The following is a 21,523-nucleotide window of genomic DNA, read 5'->3' on the forward strand; positions in this document are numbered from 1 at the left end:
GGGACAGCCGCGCGGTTCGCGACGGCGCGCCTCGCAGACCGTTCGCCTGGCTGGCCTTCGCGCCGTGCGCGTCCTATTCTTTTCATCCCTGCGGGAGCCTTCGCCTCCCCTGCCGCTCCCCACTTCCGAAGGTCGCCATGTTCGAACCCCGCGAGAAGATCGCCCTCTTCATCGACGGCGCCAATCTCTATGCCGCCTCGCGTGCTCTCGCCTTCGACATCGACTACAAGAAGCTGCTCGTCGCCTTCCAAGGGCGCGGCAACCTCCTGCGCGCCTACTACTACACCGCCCTGATCGAGGATCAGGAATACTCCTCGATCCGCCCGCTGGTCGACTGGCTCGACTACAACGGCTATCGCGTGGTGACGAAGCCCGCCAAGGAGTTCACCGACCAGCTCGGGCGTCGCCGCATCAAGGGCAACATGGACATCGAGCTCGCGGTGGACGCGATGGAGCTCGCCGAGGCCGTCGACCATTTCGTGATCTTCTCGGGCGACGGCGACTTCCGCTCGCTGGTGGAAGCGCTACAGCGCAAGGGGCGCAAGGTCTCGGTGGTCTCGACGCTGGCGACACAGCCGCCGATGATCGCCGACGACCTGCGACGCCAGGCCGACACGTTCATCGAACTGCGCACGCTCCAGCCCGAGATCGCCCGCAGCCAGGCCGAGCGCGACGCCCGTCTCGCGCGCCGCACCGAGTGCGAGAACGACCGCCGCGACGACGGCGAGGCATGAGCGTGCCCCCCGTCCACTCCCCGCCCCTGCCCGGCGCGACGCCGCCGGCGGACTGCCCGCTCTGCCCGCGTCTGGCCGCCTTCCGCCACGAATGGCAGGCGCGCGAGCCGGACTGGTACAACGCACCGGTCGACACGTTCCTGCCGCGCGCCGGCGCCGACACGGTCGAGCTTCTGGTCGTCGGCCTCGCGCCCGGCGTTCGTGGCGCCAACCGCACGGGACGCCCGTTCACGGGCGACTATGCGGGCGACCTCCTCTACGCGACGCTGAAGCGGTATGGCTTTGCGACGGGCGAGTTCGAGGCGCGGCCGGACGACAGCCTCGAACTCGTCGGCGCGGCGATCACCAATGCCGTGCGCTGCGTGCCACCGGAGAACAAGCCGACGGGGCCCGAGATCAACACCTGTCGTCGCTTCCTGATACCGACGCTGGACGCCCTGCCGCGCCTTCGCGTCCTCGTCACGCTCGGTCGCATCGCGCACGATTCGACGCTGCGGGCGCTCGGCGTCCGCCTCAAGGATGCGCCCTTCCGGCATGGCGGCGAGCACGAGGCCGGCGGCTACACGATCGTTTCGAGCTACCATTGCTCGCGCTATAACACGAACACTGGCGTCCTCACGCCGGCGATGTTCGAGGCCGTGTTCGAGACGGCGCGGGCCCGGCTCGGCTAGCGGGCGACGGAGGCTGGCGGCAGCGTCAGCCGCTTCCGGCGCTCCACCCGCGCGAGGTGGAACTCGACCCCGGTGCGAACCACGAGCGAGGCGAGCGCGATGAGGATCGCGACCAGCCGCACCCGGTTCTCGTCGCGGTCCACCAAGGCGTCGCGTGTCGCCAGAAGCGCCTTCTCCGTCTCCGTGATGTCGCCGATCACGCGACGGATCTCGTCCATCGTCGCGCGCTCCATCATCGCGACGGACTGCTTCTGGGCGGCGGAGAAACCGTCCCGCTCGAAGAGCGTGACGGATTCGGCAAGTTCGGCGAGCTTGCGGTCGACGAGCAGGCTGAGATGGTCGGTCCGCGCGATCTGCGAGGGATTGTCGGAAATCAGCTGGCGCAGCTGGGTGCGGACCGGCTCCATCCGCTCCAGCGCCTTCTCGTAGGGGTCGAGGAAGCGGCGGTCGCCGCTGATCAGGAACCCGCGCTCGCCCGTCTCGGCATCGTCGAGCGCGATGAGGAGATCCTTGGTGTTGTCGATCACCCGGTAGGTGTGGACCACGAGGTCGCGGTGATCGTTCAGCAGCGAATGGGTCCAGGTCGTCGCGATGACGCCCGCCAGGATCACGACACCCACCGGCACGGACCGCAGGACGAGCGCGCGCGTCAGCCACCGCTTCCTGATCTCAGCCCATCTCGGCAAGGCCATCGTTCCGATCTCCGCGGCGCCCGAGCGCTCGACTTGCTCGTCCACCCCATTTTTGGGCGGCAAGCGGATCGAGCAAGGGTGCGCGGGGCGGGAGACGCCGTGAACGATCTCTCAGGCCGCGATGGCGCGCTTCTCCCGGTACATGGCATGGTCGGCACTCGCGAGCATTCCGGCCGTCGTCATCCCCGGCCGCCACAAGACGGCGCCAAGGCTCATGCCGACATGGAGCGTCTGGCCAGGCAGCCGGATTGGCGGATCGAGCTCGCCTCGCAGGCGCTGCACCGCCTCGCCCGTCGCCTCTTCGCTGTCCACCCAGAGGATCGCGGCGAACTCGTCTCCGCCGATCCGCGCCAGACGGTCGGTGGATCGGATCCCCCTCGCCAATCGACCCGCCAGCTCCTGCAGCACGGCGTCGCCGGCCGCGTGGCCATAGGTGTCGTTGATCGGTTTGAAGCGGTCGACGTCCGCCAGCACCAGGGCGAAGACGCGGCCTGCCTCGAGCGCGCCGGACACCGCCAGATCGAGATCCCGGTCGAAGCGGCGGCGGTTGCAGATGCCGGTCAACGGATCCTTGAACGCCACGCTGCGAAGCTCCAGCTCGTCGCGCTTGCGATCCGTGATGTCGGACGCCATTCCGAACAGCCCGATGGCGTGCCCGGAGGCGGGATCGAGAATGGGCGACAGCGCTGTGCGCCACCATTTCGCACCGCCCGGCAGGTCGAGATGTTCCTCGTATTCGTAGATCGAGCCGAGCTTCAGGCAGTGCCGATACTGCGTCTCGACATGCGATGCGATCTCCGGGGAGAGGCATTCCGATGGGGTCCGCCCGACGAGATCACGGGCATCGAGCCCCGTCAGCTGGCAGAGACTGCCGTTCACCCCGGCATAGCGCAACGTGCCGTCGACTTCGATCGACAGCGAAAAGGCCGGCGCAGCTAACAATCCCACATCGACGACCGGCATGGCCCACTCCCTGACTTGCCCTTCCAGGGTAGCCGGGGAGCGTGAAGGAACCGGTGGATGGTCGCCGCAAAATCTCGCGATCTCGGCAACCGATCCTTGAGACCTCTCGACCCCGTCGGCGCGTCGCAACAGGATCGGAGCTCCAGCGCGTCAGCCGATCAATGCGTCGCGTGCCGCTTCGCGCCGCCGTGGCTGCGCAGCCACGCGATGACGTCGGCCGCGCTGCGGTCGGGCGGGAACACGGGATAGAGCGCCGCCTCGATCTCGCCGTCGCGGGCGATCAGCGTGAGGCGCTTCAGGAGCGTATCCCCGTCGACCTCGAAGGTCGGCAGTTCCAGCATCTCCTGCAGCGAAAGGTCGGCGTCCGACAGGAGCGGGAACGGCAGGTGCAGGCGCTCGGCGGCTTCGCGCTGGTAGGCGGTGGTCTGTGTGGAGACGCCGAAGACGGCCGATACGCCGAGCTCGCGCAGTTCCTGCCAGTGGTCGCGGAACGAGCAGGCCTGCGGCGTGCAGCCCCGCGCGCCCGGAATCTCGTTCCAGCCACCCGGCAGCGGCGCGCCGGGACGCCCGGTCATCGGATAGGCGTAGACGACGACGAGGCCCCGAAGCTCTCCGAGGTCGACGCGTCCGCCCGCGGTGGAAGGGAGCCCGACCGACGGGAGCCTGCGCCCGACGAGATGAGACGCGCCGCCGTCGTCGGTCGGCGGCTCCAGGCCTTCCGGCAGACGATTGAGATCGGTCATCGCGCAGCCCTCCCCGGCATCGTCAGGCAAGGTTATCCCTCGCCGCCGTGAGCGCAAGAGCCGATGTTCAGTCCCTGCCGGCTTCCTTCATCACGCGCTGCTTCTGCCGGTTCCAGTCGCGCTCCTTCATCGACTCGCGCTTGTCGGGCGCGTTCTTGCCCTTGGCGACGGCGAGTTCCAGCTTCGCCCGGCCCTGGTCGTTGAAGTAGATCTTGAGCGGCACGAGCGTCATGCCGTCGCGCTGCACCGCGCCGGCCAGCCGGTTGCGCTGCGTCTTGTGGACGAGCAGCTTCCGCCGGCGCTTCGGCTCGTGGTTGAACCGGTTGGCCTGCAGGTATTCCGGCACGTAGGAGTTGATCAACCAGATCTCGCCGTCCTCCTCCGTGGCATAAGACTCGGCGATCATCGCCTTGCCGAGGCGCAGCGACTTGATCTCGGTCCCCGTCAGCACGAGACCGGCCTCCAGCGTGTCGATGATCTCGTAGTTGAAGCGCGCCTTGCGGTTCTCGGCGGCGATATTGGATTTGGACTTCGGCGGCTTGGCCATGAGGATCGGGGCGCCCGGTAGGGTGGAGGGGGCGCCGGGAGCCGGCGCCGTCCCCTTAGATGGGCCGCAGGGGCCCTCGGATCAATTCAGAAGGCCGGCATGGCGCAGCGCCGCGTCGATCGCGTCCTGCGTGGCGGCCTCCACCGGCACCAGCGGCAGGCGGACCCGGTTGCGCCCCTTGCCGATCCGAGACAGGGCATACTTGGTGCCCGAGACGCCCGGTTCCATGAAGATCGCCTTGTGCAGCGGCATCAGCCGGTCCTGATACTCGAGAGCCTTGGCGAAGTCGCCGGCGAGGCACGCCTCCTGGAACTCCGAGCACAGGCGGGGCGCGACGTTGGCCGTCACCGAGATGCAGCCGCGCCCGCCATGGGCGATGTGGCCGAGCGCGGTCGCGTCCTCGCCCGACAGCTGGATGAAGTCCTTGCCGCAGGTGATGCGCTGCTCGGGAACGCGATCGAGCTTGGCCGTCGCGTCCTTGACGCCGACGATGTTGGAGAAGTCGTGCGCAAGGCGCCCCATCGTCTCCGGCGTCATGTCGACCACCGAGCGCGGCGGAATGTTGTAGATGATAATCGGCGTCGAGACCGCGCGCGCGATCGCGGCGTAGTGCTCGTAGAGCCCGCGCTGGGTCGGCTTGTTGTAGTAGGGCGTGACGACGAGGATGCCGTCGGCGCCCGCCTTCTCGGCGAAGCGCGCGAGGTCGATCGCCTCGACGGTGTTGTTGGAGCCGGCGCCCGCGATGACCGGCACGCGGCCGGCCGCCGTCTCCACGCAGATCTCGACCGCGCGCTTGTGCTCGTCATGCGTCAGGGTCGGGCTCTCGCCCGTGGTGCCGACCGGCACGAGGCCGTGCGTGCCCTCGGCGATCTGCCATTCGACCAGGGCGCGGAACGCGGCTTCATCGAGGCTGCCGTCCTCGGCGAACGGCGTTACCAGGGCCGTCATCGAACCCTTGAAGGTCATGTCGTCACTCCCGTCGACGTGCGGATGATGGTGCCGAAGCGACGTCGGGCGTGCTCGGGTCGGGCGGCGGGCGTCTCCCGCCCGCGCCGCTCGCCGGGCGACCGGCCCCGTGACCGATCGTCCGCGCGGACGGGCGCACCATAAAGAAGCCATGACCGCGAAACAAGCGAAGGGCACGATCGGGGCCGAGAAGGGTTTACGCCTTCTTCACCGCGATCGGGCAAGCTTTGGTCAACCATGCGCACGGTCAGCCGCGCACATGTGGCAGCATTGCAGCAGGAGGCCCCATGACCCATTCGACCCGCGCCAAGGCCCTGATCGTGCCGGTCCTCCTGTCGGTGCTCCTCACCGGCACCGCCCCCGTGAATTCCTTCGAGATGCCGCGGCTGGGTCTTCCCGAGATGAAGATGCCGAAGCTCTTCGGCCGCAAGGAGGCGCAGCCCGACGCCGGCCGCTTCGGCACGCCCGCCGCCGCGCCATCCGCCAATCCGCTCGCGCGCCGCGCCCCGGCGCCGGCCGCGCCGAGCGCCGGCTCGCCCGCCGACGCGATGGCCTTCACCTCCTCGATCGCGGCCATGGGCGCGCGGGCCTCCAGCGTCACGCCGATGCGCGGCGACCTGCAGACCGGCCTCGACGCCACCCACCGCGACATCCAGCGCGCGCTCGCGATCCGCGAAGGCATGGCGCCCGGCTCGCTCGACCGGCACATCATGTCCTGGGCGATCGCGCTGCGCGGCACCAGCGACGTGCCGGCGGCCGAGATCGCCCACACCGCGATCGAGCTGCGCGGCTGGCCCGGCATGGCGACGATCCGCGCCAACCTCGAGCGCGCGCTCCTGCGCGACCCGATGCCGGCGCGCGACGTCGTATCGGCCTTCGCCAGCGACCGCCCGCAGACGCCCGAAGGCGCGATGGCGCTGGCGCAGGCCTATCTGGCGCTCGGCCAGGCCGGCAAGGCGAAGGAGCTGATCGTCCAGTCCTGGCGCAACGACCGCCTCGACAAGTCGCTCGAGCAGCGCATGCTGACGACCTTCGGCACGCTCCTGACCCGCGCCGACCACAAGTATCGCATGGACAAGCTGCTGTATGCCGACCGCGTGGGCGACGCGTCGCGCGTGGCGCCGATGGCGGGCGCCGAATCCCTGTTCAAGGCGCGCGCGGCTTCGATCCAAGGCGCAGGCAATGCCGACCAGCTTCTGGCCGCGGTGCATCCCAGCTTGAAGTCCGACCCGAGCTACCTGTTCACGGCCGCCGAGAACCTTCGCAAGAAGGACCGCATCCTCGAAGCCGCCGCCGTTCTGGAAAAGGCGCCGCGCGACCGCGCTTCGCTGGTCGACGGCGACGCCTGGTGGAACGAGCGCCGCATCATCTCGCGCATGCTGCTGGAGAAGGGCGAGCGCAAGGCCGCCTATCGCCTCGTCGCCGCCCATTCGGCAGAAGGCGTCACGGAAGCGGTCGAGGCGGAGTTCCATTCGGGCTGGTACGCGCTGCGCTATCTCAACGATCCGTCCACGGCGGCCAAGCATTTCGCCCGCATCAGCCAGATCTCCTCCCGGCCGCTCACGCAGTCGCGCGCTTACTACTGGATGGGCCGGGCGGCCGAAGCCGGCGGTGGCGGCAGCGCGCGCGACCTCTACGCCCGGGCCGCGCGCTACGGCGCGACCTATTACGGCCAGCTCGCGGCCGCCAAGCTCGGGCGCTCGCCCGGCGAGATCAGCTACCCCTCGCCCTCGGCCGGCGAGCGGCGCAGCTTCGAGAACCGCGAGGCGGTACAGGCGATCAAGCGCCTGGAATCGATCGGCTCCGCCTGGCGCGCCGACAGCCTCTACAAGGCGCTGGCGGATGAGCTGAACAGCCCCGGCGAACTCGCGATCCTCGCGTCGATGGCCGAAAAGCGCGGCGACCACAGCCTGGCGCTCGGCGTCGGCAAGGCGGCTTATTCGCGCGGCGTCGATGCGCCCGCCCTCGCCTTCCCGGTCGGCGTCATCCCGGCGAGCGCCAACATCTCGGCCTCCGGCAAGGCGCTGGCCTACGCGATCGCGCGGCAGGAAAGCGCCTTCAACCCGACCGCGAAATCGCCGGTCGGCGCGCTCGGCCTCCTGCAGGTCATGCCGGCGACGGGGCGGAGCCTCGCCAAGAACGCGGGCCTGTCCTATTCCGACTCCAAGCTCCAGAACGACGTGTCGTTCAACACGCTGCTCGGTACCCAGTATCTCGGCCAGCAGATCTCGAACTTCGACGGGTCGTATATCCTCACCTTCGCGGCCTACAACGCCGGCCCGCGCCGCGCCCGCGAGTGGATCGACCGCTTCGGCGATCCGCGCCGCAAGTCGATCGACGAGGTGGTGGACTGGGTCGAACTGATCCCCTTCACCGAAACGCGCAACTACGTGCAGCGCGTGATGGAGAACTATCAGGTCTACAAGATGCGGCTCGGCGCCGGCTTCGATATCGAGCGCGACCTGACGCTCGGACGGCGCAGCTAGGCGCCGAGCCACCCCACCCTCCGAACGATCGACGCCCCGGCATTCCGAAGAATGCCGGGGCATTTTTCGCGGGGCTTTCGGCGTCGGCGTAAGAGTACGAGTTCAGGGATCACAGAGGAACGCTGCGGCCCGATCGCCTCGCTGCGGTGCTGGAGCATCGGTTGCCGGATGTTGGGCGGGTTCTCAGCGCCGACCCGGCGTCCGACCGTTCGATCGAAACGGTGCACGACAGCGGGACGAGCGCCTCGCCCTCGCTCCCCGCCAGCGACAGCATCCCGTCCGTCTATTGCCTCAAGCGGGCAATCGACCGACCAGGGATCTGAGGCGCAGTTTTGGATGAACGGAGAACGTCGACGACCCCTTCGCGCGAGGTGACCGGCCTCCGACTATCGCTTCGGCGACCATCGCCCCTCCATCGAAGCGAACGCCGAGAGAATGGACGAGCCAGCACCGGGCGAACCTTCGGTCTGACGAAACGGAAGACAGAGTTCCAAGTCCATCCGCATCGCCTGCGAAGATTGCCAAACCGCCATCGACGATCGCGGGTGTCGCGACCGGTCGGATGCAGCGAACTGGCTGGCCGCGCAGCGAACGTCATTGACGGCCCATGTATGCGCCAGCGCCCGACCCATCACCGAACTCCTGTCCGGCCGCGAAGAGGCCAGAACGCAGAAAGGCCCGGCTTGCGCCGGGCCTTTCCGTTTCCGATCCGAGGGTTCGGATTAGAAGTTGCGCTGGAAGCGCAGGAAGCCGTTGACCTGATCGGTGTCGCCGATCGGGCCACCGAAGTCGACGTTCTTGTACGAGACTTCGGCGAGCGTCGCGAAGTTGTTCGTGATCTGGTAGCCGACGTTGCCGACGAACGAGTAGTACTCGCCCGACAGGTTGATCGGAACCACCGTGCCCAGCGGGCTGAGCGCGAAGAACTGCGTGTCGAAGGTCTCGCCGTACTGACCGGAGACCGCGAGGCCGAGCTTGCCGAACGCCTGGGCGTAACCGGCGCCAGCGGCCCACTCGAGAACGATCGGCAGCGAGCCCGGGGTCGGGTTCAGGATGTTCGGGTTGTTGGCGGCGAAGGTGTTGACCGTGGCCAGACCGTCGATCGCGGCGTAGACCGTCGGGTCGAAGGCGTAGTGACCTTCGATCTTCAGCTGCGACTCAGGCGCGATCAGGTCCTTCAGGAGCACGCCGCCCTTCAGAGCGAAGGCGTCGTTGTTGCCGTCCTGGAGGAGCGTCGGGAAGTTGCCCGAGAGCGTGATGAAGTCGAGGTTGTTGCCGAAGAGGCCAGCCAGGTCTTCCTGGTTGAAGGTCTCGTCGTAGACGGCCGAGAGGTAAGCACCGCCCCAGGCGCCCGAGTAGACGAGCTTGCCGTGGATGTCCGGAACCACGTCGCCGGTGCCGTCGTCCTCGAGGCCGATCGTGGCCGAGAAGCCGCCGGCGGCGAAGGTGTAGGACACCTGGTTGGTGTTGAAGTCGCCGACCACGAGGTCGGTGTCGGTCAGGAGGCCGTCCTCGATGCCGCCGACGTCCGACGACCAGAGCGAGTCACGGTAGCCCATGAGCAGGCCGCCGAGCTGGATGTAGGCCTGATCGATCGCCACGCCGTTGTTGGCGCCCGAGGTGTTGGTCGCCTGGAGACGGGCGAAGGCGCGCAGGGTGCCGAGCTCGGTCTCTTCGCGGGCGTCGAAGTTCAGACGGGCGCGGACGNTTGGCGCCCGAGGTGTTGGTCGCCTGGAGACGGGCGAAGGCGCGCAGGGTGCCGAGCTCGGTCTCTTCGCGGGCGTCGAAGTTCAGACGGGCGCGGACGCGGCTGGCGAGCTGGTAGTCGTCGCCTTCGAGGTTGACGGCCGGGTCACCGGCGACGTTCACCTGGAAGCGGACGTAACCGCCGACCGAAAGGCAGGTCTCGGTGCCCGGGATGTAGTAGAAGCCCTTGCCGTAGACGTCGCAAACGCGGACGTAGTCGACCGGCTCCGGCTCGACGGCCACGATGGCGTCGGCAGCGNTCGGTGCCCGGGATGTAGTAGAAGCCCTTGCCGTAGACGTCGCAAACGCGGACGTAGTCGACCGGCTCCGGCTCGACGGCCACGATGGCGTCGGCAGCGTGGGCGCCGGAAACTGCAACGAGAGCCGCAGCGGAGCCGAGAAGAAGGCTCTTGATGTTCATGTCCTGACCTCCAGTCAAGTTATAGGTTAGGGTTGGGCTTTTGTTTCGAAGGACAGCCTTCCCTGCCCCATCCCCTGTAGAAGTCCGGGTCGTCCCCCGCTCTTCTGACCGTGAGAATATTCAGGCTGGCTTGGGATGCAATCACGGAAACGCCATATCGCCGCCTTGGAGGCGTGTTGGCCACACCGCTGTTGCACGCACGCCACGAATTCGGTGACGCCCGGTTAAGGATTGCGGCGATTTGGGGGGAAAGCCTGCGCGAGGCTGACCGAATCCCTGCATTTCCGGCATTTTCCGGTCGCAGGCAACGCTCGCGCAAGGCGCGAACGACGGCGCGACAAGGCGCAGCAGCTGTCGTCTTCGAAAGTTCGCCGCCGCGCCGGCGCCGCGTCAGAGGCGAAAGATGGGCGCTCCGATGTCGCGGAAGTCGCGTTCGCGGCAGGTCAGGATGATAACCTGCAGTCCTTCCGCCGCCTTGCGAAGCACGTGATGCATCCGCTCCAGCCGCCGCTCGTCGGTGTTGACCAGCGCGTCGTCGAGAATCACGGTCGCGGGGTGACCACCCTTCTTGATGACGTCGGCAAGCGCCAGACGCGTGACCACAGCCACCTGCTCGCGCGCGCCCGCCGACAGGCGCCGGAAATCCTCGTCGACGCCACGGCGGCGAAGGCCCGTCAGTTCCAGCGTCGCATCGTCGAGCGCGATGTCGGCGTCGGGATGGATCAGCCGCAGGTAGGGCGTCACATGCGCCTTGATCGGCGCCAGCCACGATTCGTGCGCCTCGCGCTGCGCCTGAAGGAGGGTCTGGTGCAGGAGGCGCGACGCCTCGGCCTCCAGCGCAAGGCGCGAGCGGAGGCGTTCGGCCGCCTCGATCTCGTCCTCCAGACGCGCGATGTCCTCGTCGAGCGCGCTTGCACCCTGCACCCGCATCTCGCCTTCGAGGCTGGCGATTTCGCCGCGCAAGGCGTTCAGCGTCCGCTCGATCTCGTCGCGCGCCCGGCGCTTCGCCGCGACGGTGCGCTCCACCGTTTCGGGGTCGCCCGCATCGAGCGCGCGGCGCCGCGCGTCGAGAACCGCCTCGCGGGCGGCGCGCTCGAGCTCGGTGGCGGCCAGATCCTCGCGCAACGCGGCCATGGTACGGGCGGCTTCCGACTCGTCGGCCTCTCGCGTCAGCCGCTCGGCCTCGTCGCGGCGATGAGCGGCGCCCGCCTCCCGGCCGACCAGATCGGTTTCCGCGCTTCTCAGATCCCGCCGCGCGGCGTCGAGGACACCCTCCACCTGCGCCATCCGTTCACGCGCGGTCTGCGCCACCGCACGAACCGCATCGAGATCGACGGCGGCGGTCGACAGGTCGGGCGCTTCCGGCAACCGCTCTTGCGCCGCGCGTAGCGCACGGAGTTCGGCGTCCGCCGCCTCCAGCCCCGACGGAAGCCGGGCCGCCAGAAGCTCGCGAAGCCGCTTCGTCTCGGTGGCGCGCTCCTCGGCGTCGCGCAAGGCACGGCGAACCGCCTCGACGCTGGCGAGCCCCAGCGCGGACAAGCGGCTCTCCAGCCGCTGGCGGCTCCGGGCCGCGTCGTCGGCCAGCGCGGCGGATCCGCCGCCCGGCTCGATGGTGACGCGACCGAAGCCGGGGATCTGGAAGCTCGTGGGTGCAGAGACGACGCGAGCCTCGTGGCTCGTCAGCGGCACGCCGTCGATCAGCACGGCGGCATCCGCATTGTCCGGCGCGAAGGTCACGGTCGGCGATGCGGCGGACAGGCGGATTTCCGCCTCCCGGCAAGCCCGTTCGGTCTCTTCCAGCTCGCCGAGGTCGCGGCGCGTTGGGACGCGCCCGTCGCTCGAGTGCGAAGCGGCCTCCAGCTGCGTCGCCAGACGTCGCCCTTCGGCCACCTGCGCGTCGAGCCTTGCGATCTGGTCGCCAAGGCGCGCGCGCTCGTCCGCAAGACGCGCGGCATCGGCCTCGCCCTCGGCCGTCTTCAAGGCCTCGCGCGCCAGAGCGAGCGTGCCCTCGAGCTCGGCGACATGCCGCCGTTCCCGGTCGACCGCGACGCGGTGCTCGGCCAGTCGCGCCTGCTCTTCCTGAGCCTGGCCGGTCGCCTTGGCGAGCGCCGCGAGCAGCGCTTCGCGCCGGCGCAAGCGCTCGCCGGCGTGGTCACGCAGGCTGAGCGCGTGCTTCAGTTCGCGCTCCGCCTCCGAGCAATCGCGGCGGAGGTCGCCGAGCTGACGCTGGTCGGCCTCGGCGCGGGCGAGTGCGCTCGCGGCCTGCGCCAGCGCGTCGTCCTTCTCGTAGGACCGGAGCACCGAGCGGCGATCCGAGAGACGCTGGAGCTTGCCGCGATATTCGGCGAGCGCCGCCCGGCGCTGCGACAGCTCCTCGCGCGACCGCTCCAACCGCTCCTCGGCCTCGCGCAGCGGCGAGCCGGCCTTGGCGCGCAGGGTCTCGGTGAAGAACTGCTCCTGCCGCGCACGGGCGGCGGCCAGAAGCGCGCGACCGCGCTCGCCGCCGAGGACCTGACTGACCTCCCCCTCGAGCGACGCCGTGACGGCATCGCGCCCGGCACCGAGGTCGAGCCCTTCCGTCGAGCGCCCCTGGTCGACCCACAGGAGGCCGAACGTGCCGACGAAATCGCCCTCCTTCGGCTTGCGCGCCCCCGAATGCGTGAAGCGCAGGAGTTCGGCGAGACGCTCTTCCACGGCGTCGCCCTGCAGCTGGCCGCCGGGCCAGGAGAGTTCCGCCTCGGGCTTCTGAAGAAAGGCCTTGCGGAGTTCGTATTCGGTGCCGCCGAGCGAGAAGGCGATCTCGATCTCGGGCCGGACCTGCCGGCCGTAGGGCACCAGCGCGCGCGTCGCCTCGCCGCTCGAGCGGTGCTTCTGGAAGAACGCGGCCCGCAAAGCCGTCAGGACCGTGGACTTGCCGGCTTCGTTGTCGCCGACCACGACGTTGAGGCCGTCCTCGAAGCGATCGAGCGTCAGCTGCGACACGCCCGCGAACTCGCGAAGCGTCAGGGAGCGCAGATACATCGGCTCAGGCCTCCCGGCGCCCGAGCCGGGCGTGCTCGGCAAACATCATACGGAGAGCGAGGGCGGCCGCCGCGCGCTCCGGGTCCTCGCGGCTCGCGGCCTTGGCGCGCAGCCGATCGACAGCCGTGCGCACGAAGCCCGCCGCGTCGATGCGGTCGAGGTCTTCCTCGTCCGGCTCGTCGAGAAGGTCGTCGTCCCTCACCCGCAGGTCGAACAGGCGCCGCTGCCAACCGGCCAGGGTCTCGTCGAGGGCGATCCGCTCGCGCAAGGAGAGCGTGCCGCGCAGGGTGAGGTCCACCAGCGCTTCGCCCGGCGAGGCGATCGCCGCCAGCGCATGATCGAGCGCTGCGGCGTCGCCGTGGACGTCCACCACCATCGCGCGCCAATCGAAGCGCGCGGTGCGCAGCGTCTCGACACGCGGCTCGGCGCCCGGCGCGTCGATCTCGACGAGCGCCACGAAACCCGGTTCGTTGGCGGGATAGCGATCGGCCTCGGGTGTGCCGGAATAAAAGGTGCGCGGCGCGATCTCGAGGAAGCCGTGCCAGTCGCCGAGCGCGAGGTAGTCGAGGCGGGCCCGGTCGGCGCGGTCGTCGGCGATCGGGTTGCCGCTTTCGGCCGCAGCCGGCAGCCGGTTGGCGACCGCGCCATGCGCGAGCCCGACACGGATCACATGCGAGGACGTCTCGGCCATGTCGTACCATTCGGTGAGGTCGGCCCCCTCGCGATGGCGAACGAGCGGGGCGGGCAGCACCACGGCGCGACCATCGCACAGCTCGATCGGCGCTGGCCGGTCCGCGACCACGAGCCGGGCGCGATGCTCGAACCGCTGGAGGCGCGACCAGACCGAGACGCTGACGGCCGGATCGTGGTTGCCGGGCAGGCAGACCCAGGGGCCGGAGAAGGCGGCCATCGCATCGAGGGTGCGCTGGATGTCGCGGTCCGAGATCGTGTTGCCGTCGAACGCGTCGCCCGCCACCACGACGAAATCGGCCGCCCGCTCCTGCGCCAGAACCGCGATGCGGCGCACGGCGTTGAACCGCTCGGCGCGCAGCTCGGCGCGCGTCTCGTCGGGGTAGCCGCCGAACGGCTTGCCGATCTGCCAATCGGCCGTGTGGACGAAGCGGATCACGAAAACGCTCGTTGGCTGCAGGATGTCATGCCCGGAGCGTGGTAAGACGCAGGCGGCGTTTCAAGGAGAAAACGCCGGGCCCTCAAGCTTATCAACGGGTTTGGCGTGGAGCGGACGCGCTCTGGGCAAGCGGTGCGGCAGCGATTAGAACGGCCGGGTTGCCGTTCTGCGAGTGAAGCCATGCCGTTCAACGCCCGCACCCTGGCCCTGCCGGCCACGATCCCCTTCGTCGGCCCGGAAGCGCTGGAACGGCGGCTCGGGCGCCCGTTCCTGGCGCGGCTCGGCGCCAACGAAAGCGTCTTCGGCCCTTCGCCGAAGGTCGTCGAGGCGATGAGCCGGGCGGCGCGCGACAGCTGGGCCTATGGCGATCCGGAGCACCACGCGCTGCGCTCGGCGATCGCCGATCGTCTCGGCATCCGGTTCGAGGAGGTGGTGATCGGCGAGGGCATCGACGGCCTGTTCGGCCTTCTCACACAGATCGTGCTGGAGCCCGGCGACGCGGTGGTGACCTCGCACGGCGCCTATCCGACCTTCAACTATCATGTGACCGGCCACGGCGGCGTGCTCGACTTCGTGCCCTACCGCGACGACCGCGAGGACATCGACGCGCTGATCGAGCGGATGCAGGCGGTCCGGCCGAAGCTCGTCTACTTCGCCAATCCCGACAATCCGACCGGCAGCTGGCACGAGGCGGACGCCGTGCGACGCCTGATGGATGCGGTGCCGGAGGGCACGCTTCTCGTCCTCGACGAGGCCTACAGCGATCTGGCACCGGCTTCGGCCCTGCCGGCGGCGAACGAGTTGCGACCCAACGTCCTGCGGTTCCGGACCTTCTCGAAGGCGTACGGCATGGCGGGCGTGCGGGTGGCCTATGTGTTCGGCGCGGCGGAGACGGTCGCGTACTTCCACAAGGTGCGCAATCATTTCGGCGTGTCGCGCATGGCCCAGGCCGGCGCCGTCGCGGCGCTCGAAGACCAGGCGTATCTGTCGGACGTCGTGACGCGCATCGTTCGGGCGCGCGACCGGCTCGGGCAGATCGCCTCCTCGGCGGGTCTTCGCCCCCTGCCCTCGGCGACCAATTTCGTGGCGATCGACTGCGGCCGAGACGGCCCTCATGCGCGGCGCATCCTCGAAGGCGTTCTCGATCGTCAGGTCTTCATCCGCATGCCGGGTGTCGCTCCGCTCGATCGCATGATCCGCGTGACGGTGGGCCGGGACGACGAACTCGACCGGTTCGCGGCGGCCCTGACGGCCTCGCTGGCGGACGCATCGGACTGAACGGACGGCGTCAGTTGCGGGCGAGCCACTCGCGGGCGAGGCGCAGCGCGCGTCCGATCTCGGTCTTGGTCATCATCGCCGCGACGTCCTGACGGTGCACGCTGGCCTCTTCGGCGCCCATCTGGTCGGCGAGGTTGAAGTACATGTGGGCCGACACGAGATCGGTCTCGCCGTCGCGGCCCGAAGCATAGCGCAGGCCCATCGCGAAGAGCGTCTCGCCGATCGGCGCCGCAAGGCCGAGCGCGGTGCCGAAGTCGCCGTCCAGAAGTTCGAAGCGTGCCATGTCTCTCGTTCCCTGTTCCCGTCGCGCCCCCTCGGGTGCCTTCGTCGAGATTGGCAGCGTCCCTTGAACCGGCGCTTAAAAGGCTTGGCTAATTCAAGTTGAATGCAGGATTCAACCTTTGGAAAGTCTTGGAGGCTCGTCTCCGCAAACCCCTGCATTGCCGGACTTCTCGTGATTCGCTTCACCGTTGCTTCACGATGCCGGGTGGCGATCCGTTCAGCATGATCGCCGATCGTGTTTTGCCCCTGCCTCTTGGCGGTCTCGAGGTTTACATTTACGTTAGCGTCAACCGCCTATCCCGCGCTCAAGACGGGGGCGGCATGGGAGAATGCGATGAGACGTTTGGCGGTGATGATGCTGGCCCTGGCGGCGACCACGGGCGTGGCGATGGCGGACCCGATCGAGGGCACCTGGCGCATGCCGTCCGGCAACGACGCGCGCATCACGTCGTGCGGCGATGGCTTCTGCCTGACCTACGTGAACGGCCCGAACAAGGGCAAGACCTTCGGCAAGATGACCCCGTCCGGCGGCGGCGCCTATCAGGGCACGGTCACCGACTACACCAAGGGCGGCAAGGAATATTCCGGCAAGGGCAAGCTGACGGGCGACACGCTCTCGGTCTCCGGCTGCGTGCTCGGCGGGCTCATCTGCCGCTCGCAGTCGCTGACGCGCCTTTGAGCAGCACGGCGGGAGACGGGCGGCGCTCGATTGCGGTGGCGCACTTGACGGGATGATCCCTTTCGGGGGATCGCTCGCCCCGGTCAATTCCGGAGCCCACCCATGCTGTACCCGCTCGCCCTGGCGGCCGCGATCGCCACCGCCGCGTGGCCCGCCCTTGCGGCCGACGCCATCGTCGGCACCTGGCGCCTGTCGAACGGCGAGACGGTGGACTATCGCCCTTGCGGCGGAAGCTTCTGCTCGACCGTCCGGACGGGCGCCTACAAGGGCAAGACGGCCGGGACCGTCACCGGCAGCGGCGGGCGCTATACCGGCACCGTCGTCGATCCGAGCAGCGACAAGAGCTACGAGGGCCGCGTCGAGATCACCGGCGACAAGCTGACGCTGACCGGGTGTGTGGTCAAGGTCTTCTGCCGGTCGCAGGTCTGGACCCGCGTCGGAGGGGCCGGCTGATGTCCGCCGCCGCGCAGGTTCGCGCCCCGTCGGCCGGCGGCGTCGAGGCCGTCCACGAGCCGGTCTTCCAGCGGCGGTCGCGAAACCGCAATGTCCAGTGGCTGCGCGCAGTCGCGGCGCTCTTCGTGGTCTTCTACCACGCCTCCGGCCACCTCGCCGCCGTGCTCGGCGACGACCGGTTCGCCGACATCTTCAATCATCGCTTCGGCATCCTCGGCGTCGCCATCTTCTTCGCGATCTCCGGCGCCCTCATGGCCGACATCCTGAAGACCACGGCAGCGCCGAACTTCCTGATCCACCGCATCCTGCGGATCTACCCGATTTTCCTGATCGCCTCGGTCGCCCTGCCCTTCGTGTTCTGGAACAATCCGGGTCTCGACATGAGGGCGCTGTCGCTCGTCGCGATCGGGCAGAACGGCAACTACCGGCTGATGGTGGAATGGACGCTCGTGTTCGAGCTGGCCTTCTACGTCGCGCTCTTTCTCGTCGCCGCGGCGGGTCTCGCCCGCCGGCTGGAGGCGATCGCCCTTCTCGCGCTCGTGCTGTCGGTCGGCGGCACGCTGGTCAGCCCCGACAATCAGGCGCGGATTGCCGTCCATGTGACGGAAATCCCGTTCATGTCGGCGACGGCCGCCTTCGCGGGCGGGCTGCTGATACCCTGGCTGGTGCGCCGCAACGTCTTCCATCCCGCGCTCGCCGGCCTTTCCGTCGCGGCCGCCATCGCCATCCCGGGCACGGATTCGGTCGGCATGGGGCGCCTTCTTGCCGGCGTTTCGGCGGTGATCCTCGTCGGGCTTGCGATCTCGTTCGAGGCGCGCAGCGCCGACGACTCGGTTCCCCAGCGCGTGGCGACCAAGCTCGGGGACTGGAGCTACGCGCTCTACCTCTGCCACATGCCGGTGATCTCGTTCACCTACAACCATCTGCCCTTCACCGGGGCGGCGGCGTGGACCGCGGCGGTCGTCGGTGCCCTGCTCCTCGCAATCCCGCTCGGCATGCTGGACCTGCGTCTCTACGCATGGCTGCGCAAGCGGTCGGATCGATCCACGCCCGACAGCTTCCGCCGCTGGGCGTGGATCTATGTCGGCATCTACGCGATCGTCGCCGTGATCTTCCTGTTCAAGACCTGACGAGTCAGCGCGCGCGCTGGCCGAAGAGAACGCTCTGGGCGTTCTTGTCCTGCGCGAGGTTCAGCCGCTCGCGCTCCTCCTTGCCGACGGCCAGCCCCTTCTCGACCGCCGGACGGGCGTTCAGCGTCTCGAACCAGCGCTTCAGGTTGGGGAAGTCGTCAAGGTTCTGCCCCTGGTTCTTGTGCGGGACGATCCAGCCGACGCAGGCCATGTCGGCGATCGAATACTCGTCGGCCAGGAACTCGCGGTCCTGAAGCCGCTTGTTCATGACGCCGTACAAGCGATTGACCTCGTTGGTGTATCGGTCGATGCCGTAGGCGATCTTCTCCGGCGCATACTGACGGAAGTGATGCGCCTGTCCCGCCATCGGCCCGAGACCCCCGACCTGCCAGAACAGCCACTCGTCCACCGCGACGCGCCGGCGCTCGTCGGTCGGATAGTAGCGGCCGAACTTGCGCGCGAGGTACTGGAGAATCGCGCCGGACTCGAAGACCGAGATCGGCTGGCCGCCCGGGCCTTCGGGATCGACGATCGCCGGCATCCGGTTGTTCGGCGCGATCGCCAGGAACTCCGGCTTGAACTGGTCGCCGGCGCCGATGTTCACGAGCTTCAGATCGTAGGGGACGCCGAGTTCCTCCAGAAGGATCGACACCTTCCAGCCGTTCGGCGTCGGCCAGTAGTGCAGTTCGATGGACTTCGTTTGCTCGACCATGCGGCCTCCAGACTGTCTCGTCGACGCCGAACCTCGCGCGTCGTCGCATCAGGTGGGGCGGAAGCGACCGCTTGGCGAGCGAGGACAGGACAGACACTGCGTGAACGCCCGCTGAACGGTGACGCCAGCCCGAATTCAGCTTGGGCACGCAAAGATCGCGCGTCGCAGATTTATGGGAGAGTGCCATGATCGTCCGCCTGTCCGTTGTCACCTCGCTGCTCGCCCTCTTCGCCGTCAGCTTCTCGACGTTGGTGGAGCGCGACCGCGCCGCGCACAGCCCGGTCGCGACCGTCAGCCACGGCTGCTACGACCAGGGTGCCGTCTGCGTTCGCTGACCCATTTCGCCTGTCACGGTCCTCCGCTAGAAAGGGCCATGACCGACCGTTTCGCGCAGCCCGCCCCCGAACCCCTGACGCCTCCGTCGATCGCGGCGAAGGCCTTTCTCGATGCGGAGGCAGCGGTCGAAGCCCTGCGGCGCATCTACGCCGCCTCGGTCGAATTCCTGTGCGAGAGCTTCGACGAGGTGCTGGAGACCAGCGACACGTCGCGCCGCTACCGGGCCTTCTACCCGCAGGTCGCGATCCGCACGGCGGGCCACGCGCGCGTCGATTCGCGCCTGTCCTTCGGCTTCGTCCCCGGCCCCGGCCACTACGCCACCACGATCACCCGTCCGGAGCTCTTCGGCGACTATCTCGTCCAGCAGTTCGAGCAGCTTCTGAAAAACCACGGCCAGCCGATCGAGGTCGGCCTGTCGAAGACCCCGATCCCGCTGCATTTCGCGCTGCCGGAAGGAACCTATGTCGACGGGGCGCGGGCCGAACGCCTCGACAAGCCGCTGCGCGACATCTTCGACGTGCCCGACCTCGAGGCCACCGACGACCGGATCGTCAACGGCAACTTCGTGCCGAAGCCTGGCGAGCCGCTGCCGCTGGCGCCCTTCACGGCGCAGCGTGTGGACTACTCGCTCCTGCGCCTCGCGCACTACACGGCGACCAGCCCGCAGCACTTTCAGAACTTCGTGCTCTTCACGAACTACCAGTTCTATGTCGATGAATTCTGCGCCATGGCGCGCTCGCTGATGGAGGATGGCGGCCACGGCTACGAGAGCTTCGTCGAGCCGGGCAACGTGGTCACCCTGGCGGGCGCCACCGAACCGGAGCGCGGCCTCGCGCCCCAGCGCCTGCCGCAGATGCCCGCCTACCACCTGACGCGGCCGGGCTCGAACGGCATCACCATGATCAACATCGGCGTCGGGCCGTCGAACGCCAAGACGATCACCGACCACGTCGCGGTGCTGCGCCCCCACGCCTGGCTGATGCTCGGGCACTGCGCCGGCCTTCGCAACACGCAGGCGCTCGGTGACTATGTCCTCGCCCACGCCTATGTCCGCGAAGACCATGTGCTGGATGCCGACCTGCCCGCCTGGGTCCCGATCCCGCCGCTCGCCGAGGTGCAGGTCGCGCTGGAACAGGCCGTCGCCGACGTGACAGGGCTCGAGGGCTACGATCTCAAGCGCATCATGCGCACCGGCACGGTGGCCACGATCGATAACCGCAACTGGGAGCTGCGCGACCAGACCGAGCCGGTGGAGCGCCTGTCGAAGTCTCGCGCCGTCGCGCTCGACATGGAATCGGCGACCATCGCGGCCAACGGCTATCGCCTACGCGTGCCCTACGGCACGCTCCTCTGCGTGTCCGACAAGCCGCTGCACGGCGAACTGAAGCTGCCCGGCATGGCGACCGAATTCTACAAGCGGCAGGTGGCGCAGCATCTCCAGATCGGCATCCGCGCGATGCAGAGCCTCGCCGACATGCCGGTCGAGCGCCTTCATTCGCGCAAGCTGCGGTCCTTCTTCGAGTCGGCGTTCCAGTAGGCGCCGGTCGCTCGCATCATGACAAGGGTTCGGTGGCACCGCGTGGTGAACGTCCTTCTTTTCGGCGCCGCGCTGTTTCTGGTGCTTGGCTTCCTCGGCGGCTTCGCGCGTCCGCTCGACACGTTCTCGCACTTCCGCGCCCATGCCGCGGCCGCGCTCCTCGCCCTCTCGATCCTCAGCCTTTTCCTCGGCCACTGGGTCGGCAGCGCGGTCGGCCTCGTCGTGGCGGGTGTTTCGCTATGGAGCGTCGCGCCCTACGTCCTGCCGATGCGGCCCGAGCCGGGGGATGGGAGACCCGTCTACACGCTACTCCAGATGAACCTTCTCTGGAACGCCGGCGACCGGGCGGAAGCGATCCGGCGGATCGCCGAGACGCGGCCCGACATCATCACCCTGCAGGAACTGACCGGCGACTGGCGCGAGGCGCTCGCCCCGCTGGAGGCGAGCTACCCCCATCAGGCCGTGTGTTTGGAGGCCGACGGCTTCCACGGCGATTCCGCCATTCTCTCGCGCCGTCCCTTCGTGGAAGGCTCGACGCCGATCTGCGATGTCGGCGACTCGCTCGCCGCCGCGCGCATCGATCTCAACGGCACCGCCGTCACCATCGCCTCGCACCACCAGCTCTGGCCCTGGCCGCGTAGCCAATGGCGGCGCTTCGACAGCGCGCGCGAGATGCTCGCCGCCCTGCCGGCGCCGCTGATCCTGGCGGGCGACTTCAACGCCGCCGGCTGGAGCGCCTTCCTCGATACGTATGCGAAGACGACGAACACGCGCGTTGTGCAAGGCATCGGGCCGACGTGGATGCTCGAAGGCCTGCCGGCGGAAGCCGCGCGGCTCGTCGGTCTCGGAATCGACAATCTCCTCGCCTCGCCGACGATCACGATCCACAGCGTCGAGCGGCCGGCGGCGACGGCCTCCGACCACCTTCCGGTCCTCGTGCGGTTCTCGGTCGCGCTTGAAGCCGAGACGACCGCGGTCGCCGCCCGCTGAGGCAGGC

The 21,523-nt window shown here is 68.7% G+C and carries 20 protein-coding genes and 1 pseudogene; 10 read left to right on the forward strand and 11 right to left on the reverse strand.

The window, feature by feature from the left end; translation table 11 throughout:
- The first annotated feature begins 137 nt into the window (after positions 1–137).
- A complete protein-coding gene (locus ASF65_RS09010) occupies positions 138–734 on the forward strand; it encodes an NYN domain-containing protein (protein WP_055888107.1) in 597 nt (198 codons plus the stop codon).
- Positions 731–1,405 (forward strand): uracil-DNA glycosylase, encoded by a 675-nt coding sequence (locus ASF65_RS09015; RefSeq protein WP_055888109.1) that lies wholly within the window; start codon positions 731–733, stop codon positions 1,403–1,405. The genes ASF65_RS09010 and ASF65_RS09015 overlap by 4 nt, the downstream gene beginning before the upstream one ends.
- Here ASF65_RS09015 and ASF65_RS09020 read toward each other — a convergent pair.
- The 5 genes from ASF65_RS09020 to dapA all read right to left on the reverse strand — a co-directional run bounded on the left by ASF65_RS09020 (position 1,402) and on the right by dapA (position 5,316).
- Complete coding sequence (locus ASF65_RS09020; protein WP_156369230.1) at positions 1,402–2,097, reverse strand: CHASE3 domain-containing protein; 696 nt, start codon at positions 2,095–2,097, stop codon at positions 1,402–1,404. The two genes, ASF65_RS09015 and ASF65_RS09020, sit on opposite strands and share 4 nt — an antisense overlap.
- 111 nt (positions 2,098–2,208) lie before the next feature.
- Complete coding sequence (locus ASF65_RS09025) at positions 2,209–3,060, reverse strand: GGDEF domain-containing protein (protein WP_055888112.1); 852 nt, start codon at positions 3,058–3,060, stop codon at positions 2,209–2,211.
- A 158-nt stretch (positions 3,061–3,218) separates the two neighbouring features.
- Positions 3,219–3,803, reverse strand: coding sequence for a peroxiredoxin (locus tag ASF65_RS09030; RefSeq protein WP_055888114.1), 585 nt, complete (start codon positions 3,801–3,803; stop codon positions 3,219–3,221).
- A 67-nt stretch (positions 3,804–3,870) separates the two neighbouring features.
- On the reverse strand, positions 3,871–4,350 hold the full coding sequence (gene smpB, locus ASF65_RS09035) for an SsrA-binding protein SmpB (RefSeq protein ID WP_055888116.1): 480 nt from the start codon (positions 4,348–4,350) through the stop codon (positions 3,871–3,873).
- Between the two features lie 81 nt (positions 4,351–4,431).
- Positions 4,432–5,316, reverse strand: a complete 885-nt coding sequence (gene dapA, locus ASF65_RS09040; RefSeq protein WP_055888119.1) for a 4-hydroxy-tetrahydrodipicolinate synthase — start codon at positions 5,314–5,316, stop codon at positions 4,432–4,434.
- Positions 5,317–5,603: 287 nt separating this feature from the next.
- On the opposite strand from dapA, the gene ASF65_RS09045 reads away from it, so the two are divergent.
- On the forward strand, positions 5,604–7,802 hold the full coding sequence (locus ASF65_RS09045) for a lytic transglycosylase domain-containing protein (RefSeq protein ID WP_055888121.1): 2,199 nt from the start codon (positions 5,604–5,606) through the stop codon (positions 7,800–7,802).
- A gap of 722 nt (positions 7,803–8,524) precedes the next feature.
- On the opposite strand, the gene ASF65_RS21335 is transcribed toward ASF65_RS09045, so the two are convergent.
- The 4 genes and pseudogenes from ASF65_RS21335 to ASF65_RS09060 all read right to left on the reverse strand — a co-directional run bounded on the left by ASF65_RS21335 (position 8,525) and on the right by ASF65_RS09060 (position 14,119).
- Positions 8,525–9,496, reverse strand: a complete 972-nt coding sequence (locus tag ASF65_RS21335) for a porin (RefSeq protein ID WP_348271176.1) — start codon at positions 9,494–9,496, stop codon at positions 8,525–8,527.
- 14 nt (positions 9,497–9,510) lie between these two features.
- A pseudogene (locus ASF65_RS22015) lies at positions 9,511–9,807 on the reverse strand (porin); the annotation flags it as partial.
- Between the two features lie 552 nt (positions 9,808–10,359).
- A complete protein-coding gene (locus tag ASF65_RS20800) occupies positions 10,360–12,990 on the reverse strand; it encodes an AAA family ATPase (RefSeq protein ID WP_082505337.1) in 2,631 nt (876 codons plus the stop codon).
- Positions 12,991–12,994: 4 nt separating this feature from the next.
- A complete protein-coding gene (locus ASF65_RS09060; protein WP_055888124.1) occupies positions 12,995–14,119 on the reverse strand; it encodes a DNA repair exonuclease in 1,125 nt (374 codons plus the stop codon).
- 180 nt (positions 14,120–14,299) lie between these two features.
- Between ASF65_RS09060 and ASF65_RS09065 the strand changes: the two genes are divergently transcribed.
- Entirely contained in the window at positions 14,300–15,397 is a 1,098-nt protein-coding gene (locus ASF65_RS09065; RefSeq protein ID WP_055888126.1) for a pyridoxal phosphate-dependent aminotransferase, read from the forward strand.
- Between the two features lie 10 nt (positions 15,398–15,407).
- On the opposite strand, the gene ASF65_RS09070 is transcribed toward ASF65_RS09065, so the two are convergent.
- Positions 15,408–15,680, reverse strand: a complete 273-nt coding sequence (locus ASF65_RS09070; RefSeq protein WP_055888128.1) for a hypothetical protein — start codon at positions 15,678–15,680, stop codon at positions 15,408–15,410.
- A 333-nt stretch (positions 15,681–16,013) separates the two neighbouring features.
- On the opposite strand from ASF65_RS09070, the gene ASF65_RS09075 reads away from it, so the two are divergent.
- The 3 genes from ASF65_RS09075 to ASF65_RS09085 all read left to right on the forward strand — a co-directional run bounded on the left by ASF65_RS09075 (position 16,014) and on the right by ASF65_RS09085 (position 17,941).
- Positions 16,014–16,358, forward strand: coding sequence for a DUF2147 domain-containing protein (locus ASF65_RS09075; protein WP_055888129.1), 345 nt, complete (start codon positions 16,014–16,016; stop codon positions 16,356–16,358).
- A 102-nt stretch (positions 16,359–16,460) separates the two neighbouring features.
- Entirely contained in the window at positions 16,461–16,811 is a 351-nt protein-coding gene (locus ASF65_RS09080; protein ID WP_055888131.1) for a DUF2147 domain-containing protein, read from the forward strand.
- Positions 16,811–17,941 (forward strand): acyltransferase, encoded by a 1,131-nt coding sequence (locus ASF65_RS09085; RefSeq protein WP_055888134.1) that lies wholly within the window; start codon positions 16,811–16,813, stop codon positions 17,939–17,941. Before ASF65_RS09080 ends, ASF65_RS09085 begins: the two co-directional genes overlap by 1 nt.
- 4 nt (positions 17,942–17,945) lie before the next feature.
- On the opposite strand, the gene ASF65_RS09090 is transcribed toward ASF65_RS09085, so the two are convergent.
- A complete protein-coding gene (locus ASF65_RS09090) occupies positions 17,946–18,653 on the reverse strand; it encodes a glutathione S-transferase family protein (RefSeq protein WP_055888136.1) in 708 nt (235 codons plus the stop codon).
- A 185-nt stretch (positions 18,654–18,838) separates the two neighbouring features.
- Here ASF65_RS09090 and ASF65_RS21345 point away from each other — a divergent pair, with 185 nt between their 5' ends.
- Genes ASF65_RS21345 through ASF65_RS09100 form a run of 3 tightly spaced genes read left to right on the forward strand, consistent with a single transcriptional unit; the run spans position 18,839 to position 21,516 of the window.
- Positions 18,839–18,988, forward strand: coding sequence for a hypothetical protein (locus ASF65_RS21345; protein ID WP_156369231.1), 150 nt, complete (start codon positions 18,839–18,841; stop codon positions 18,986–18,988).
- Positions 18,989–19,026: 38 nt separating this feature from the next.
- Complete coding sequence (locus tag ASF65_RS09095; RefSeq protein WP_055888138.1) at positions 19,027–20,526, forward strand: AMP nucleosidase; 1,500 nt, start codon at positions 19,027–19,029, stop codon at positions 20,524–20,526.
- 45 nt (positions 20,527–20,571) lie between these two features.
- A complete protein-coding gene (locus ASF65_RS09100) occupies positions 20,572–21,516 on the forward strand; it encodes an endonuclease/exonuclease/phosphatase family protein (protein ID WP_162239472.1) in 945 nt (314 codons plus the stop codon).
- The last annotated feature ends 7 nt before the right edge of the window (positions 21,517–21,523 follow it).

It is taken from the genome of Aureimonas sp. Leaf324 (assembly GCF_001423245.1).
Classification (GTDB): Bacteria; Pseudomonadota; Alphaproteobacteria; order Rhizobiales; family Rhizobiaceae; genus Aureimonas.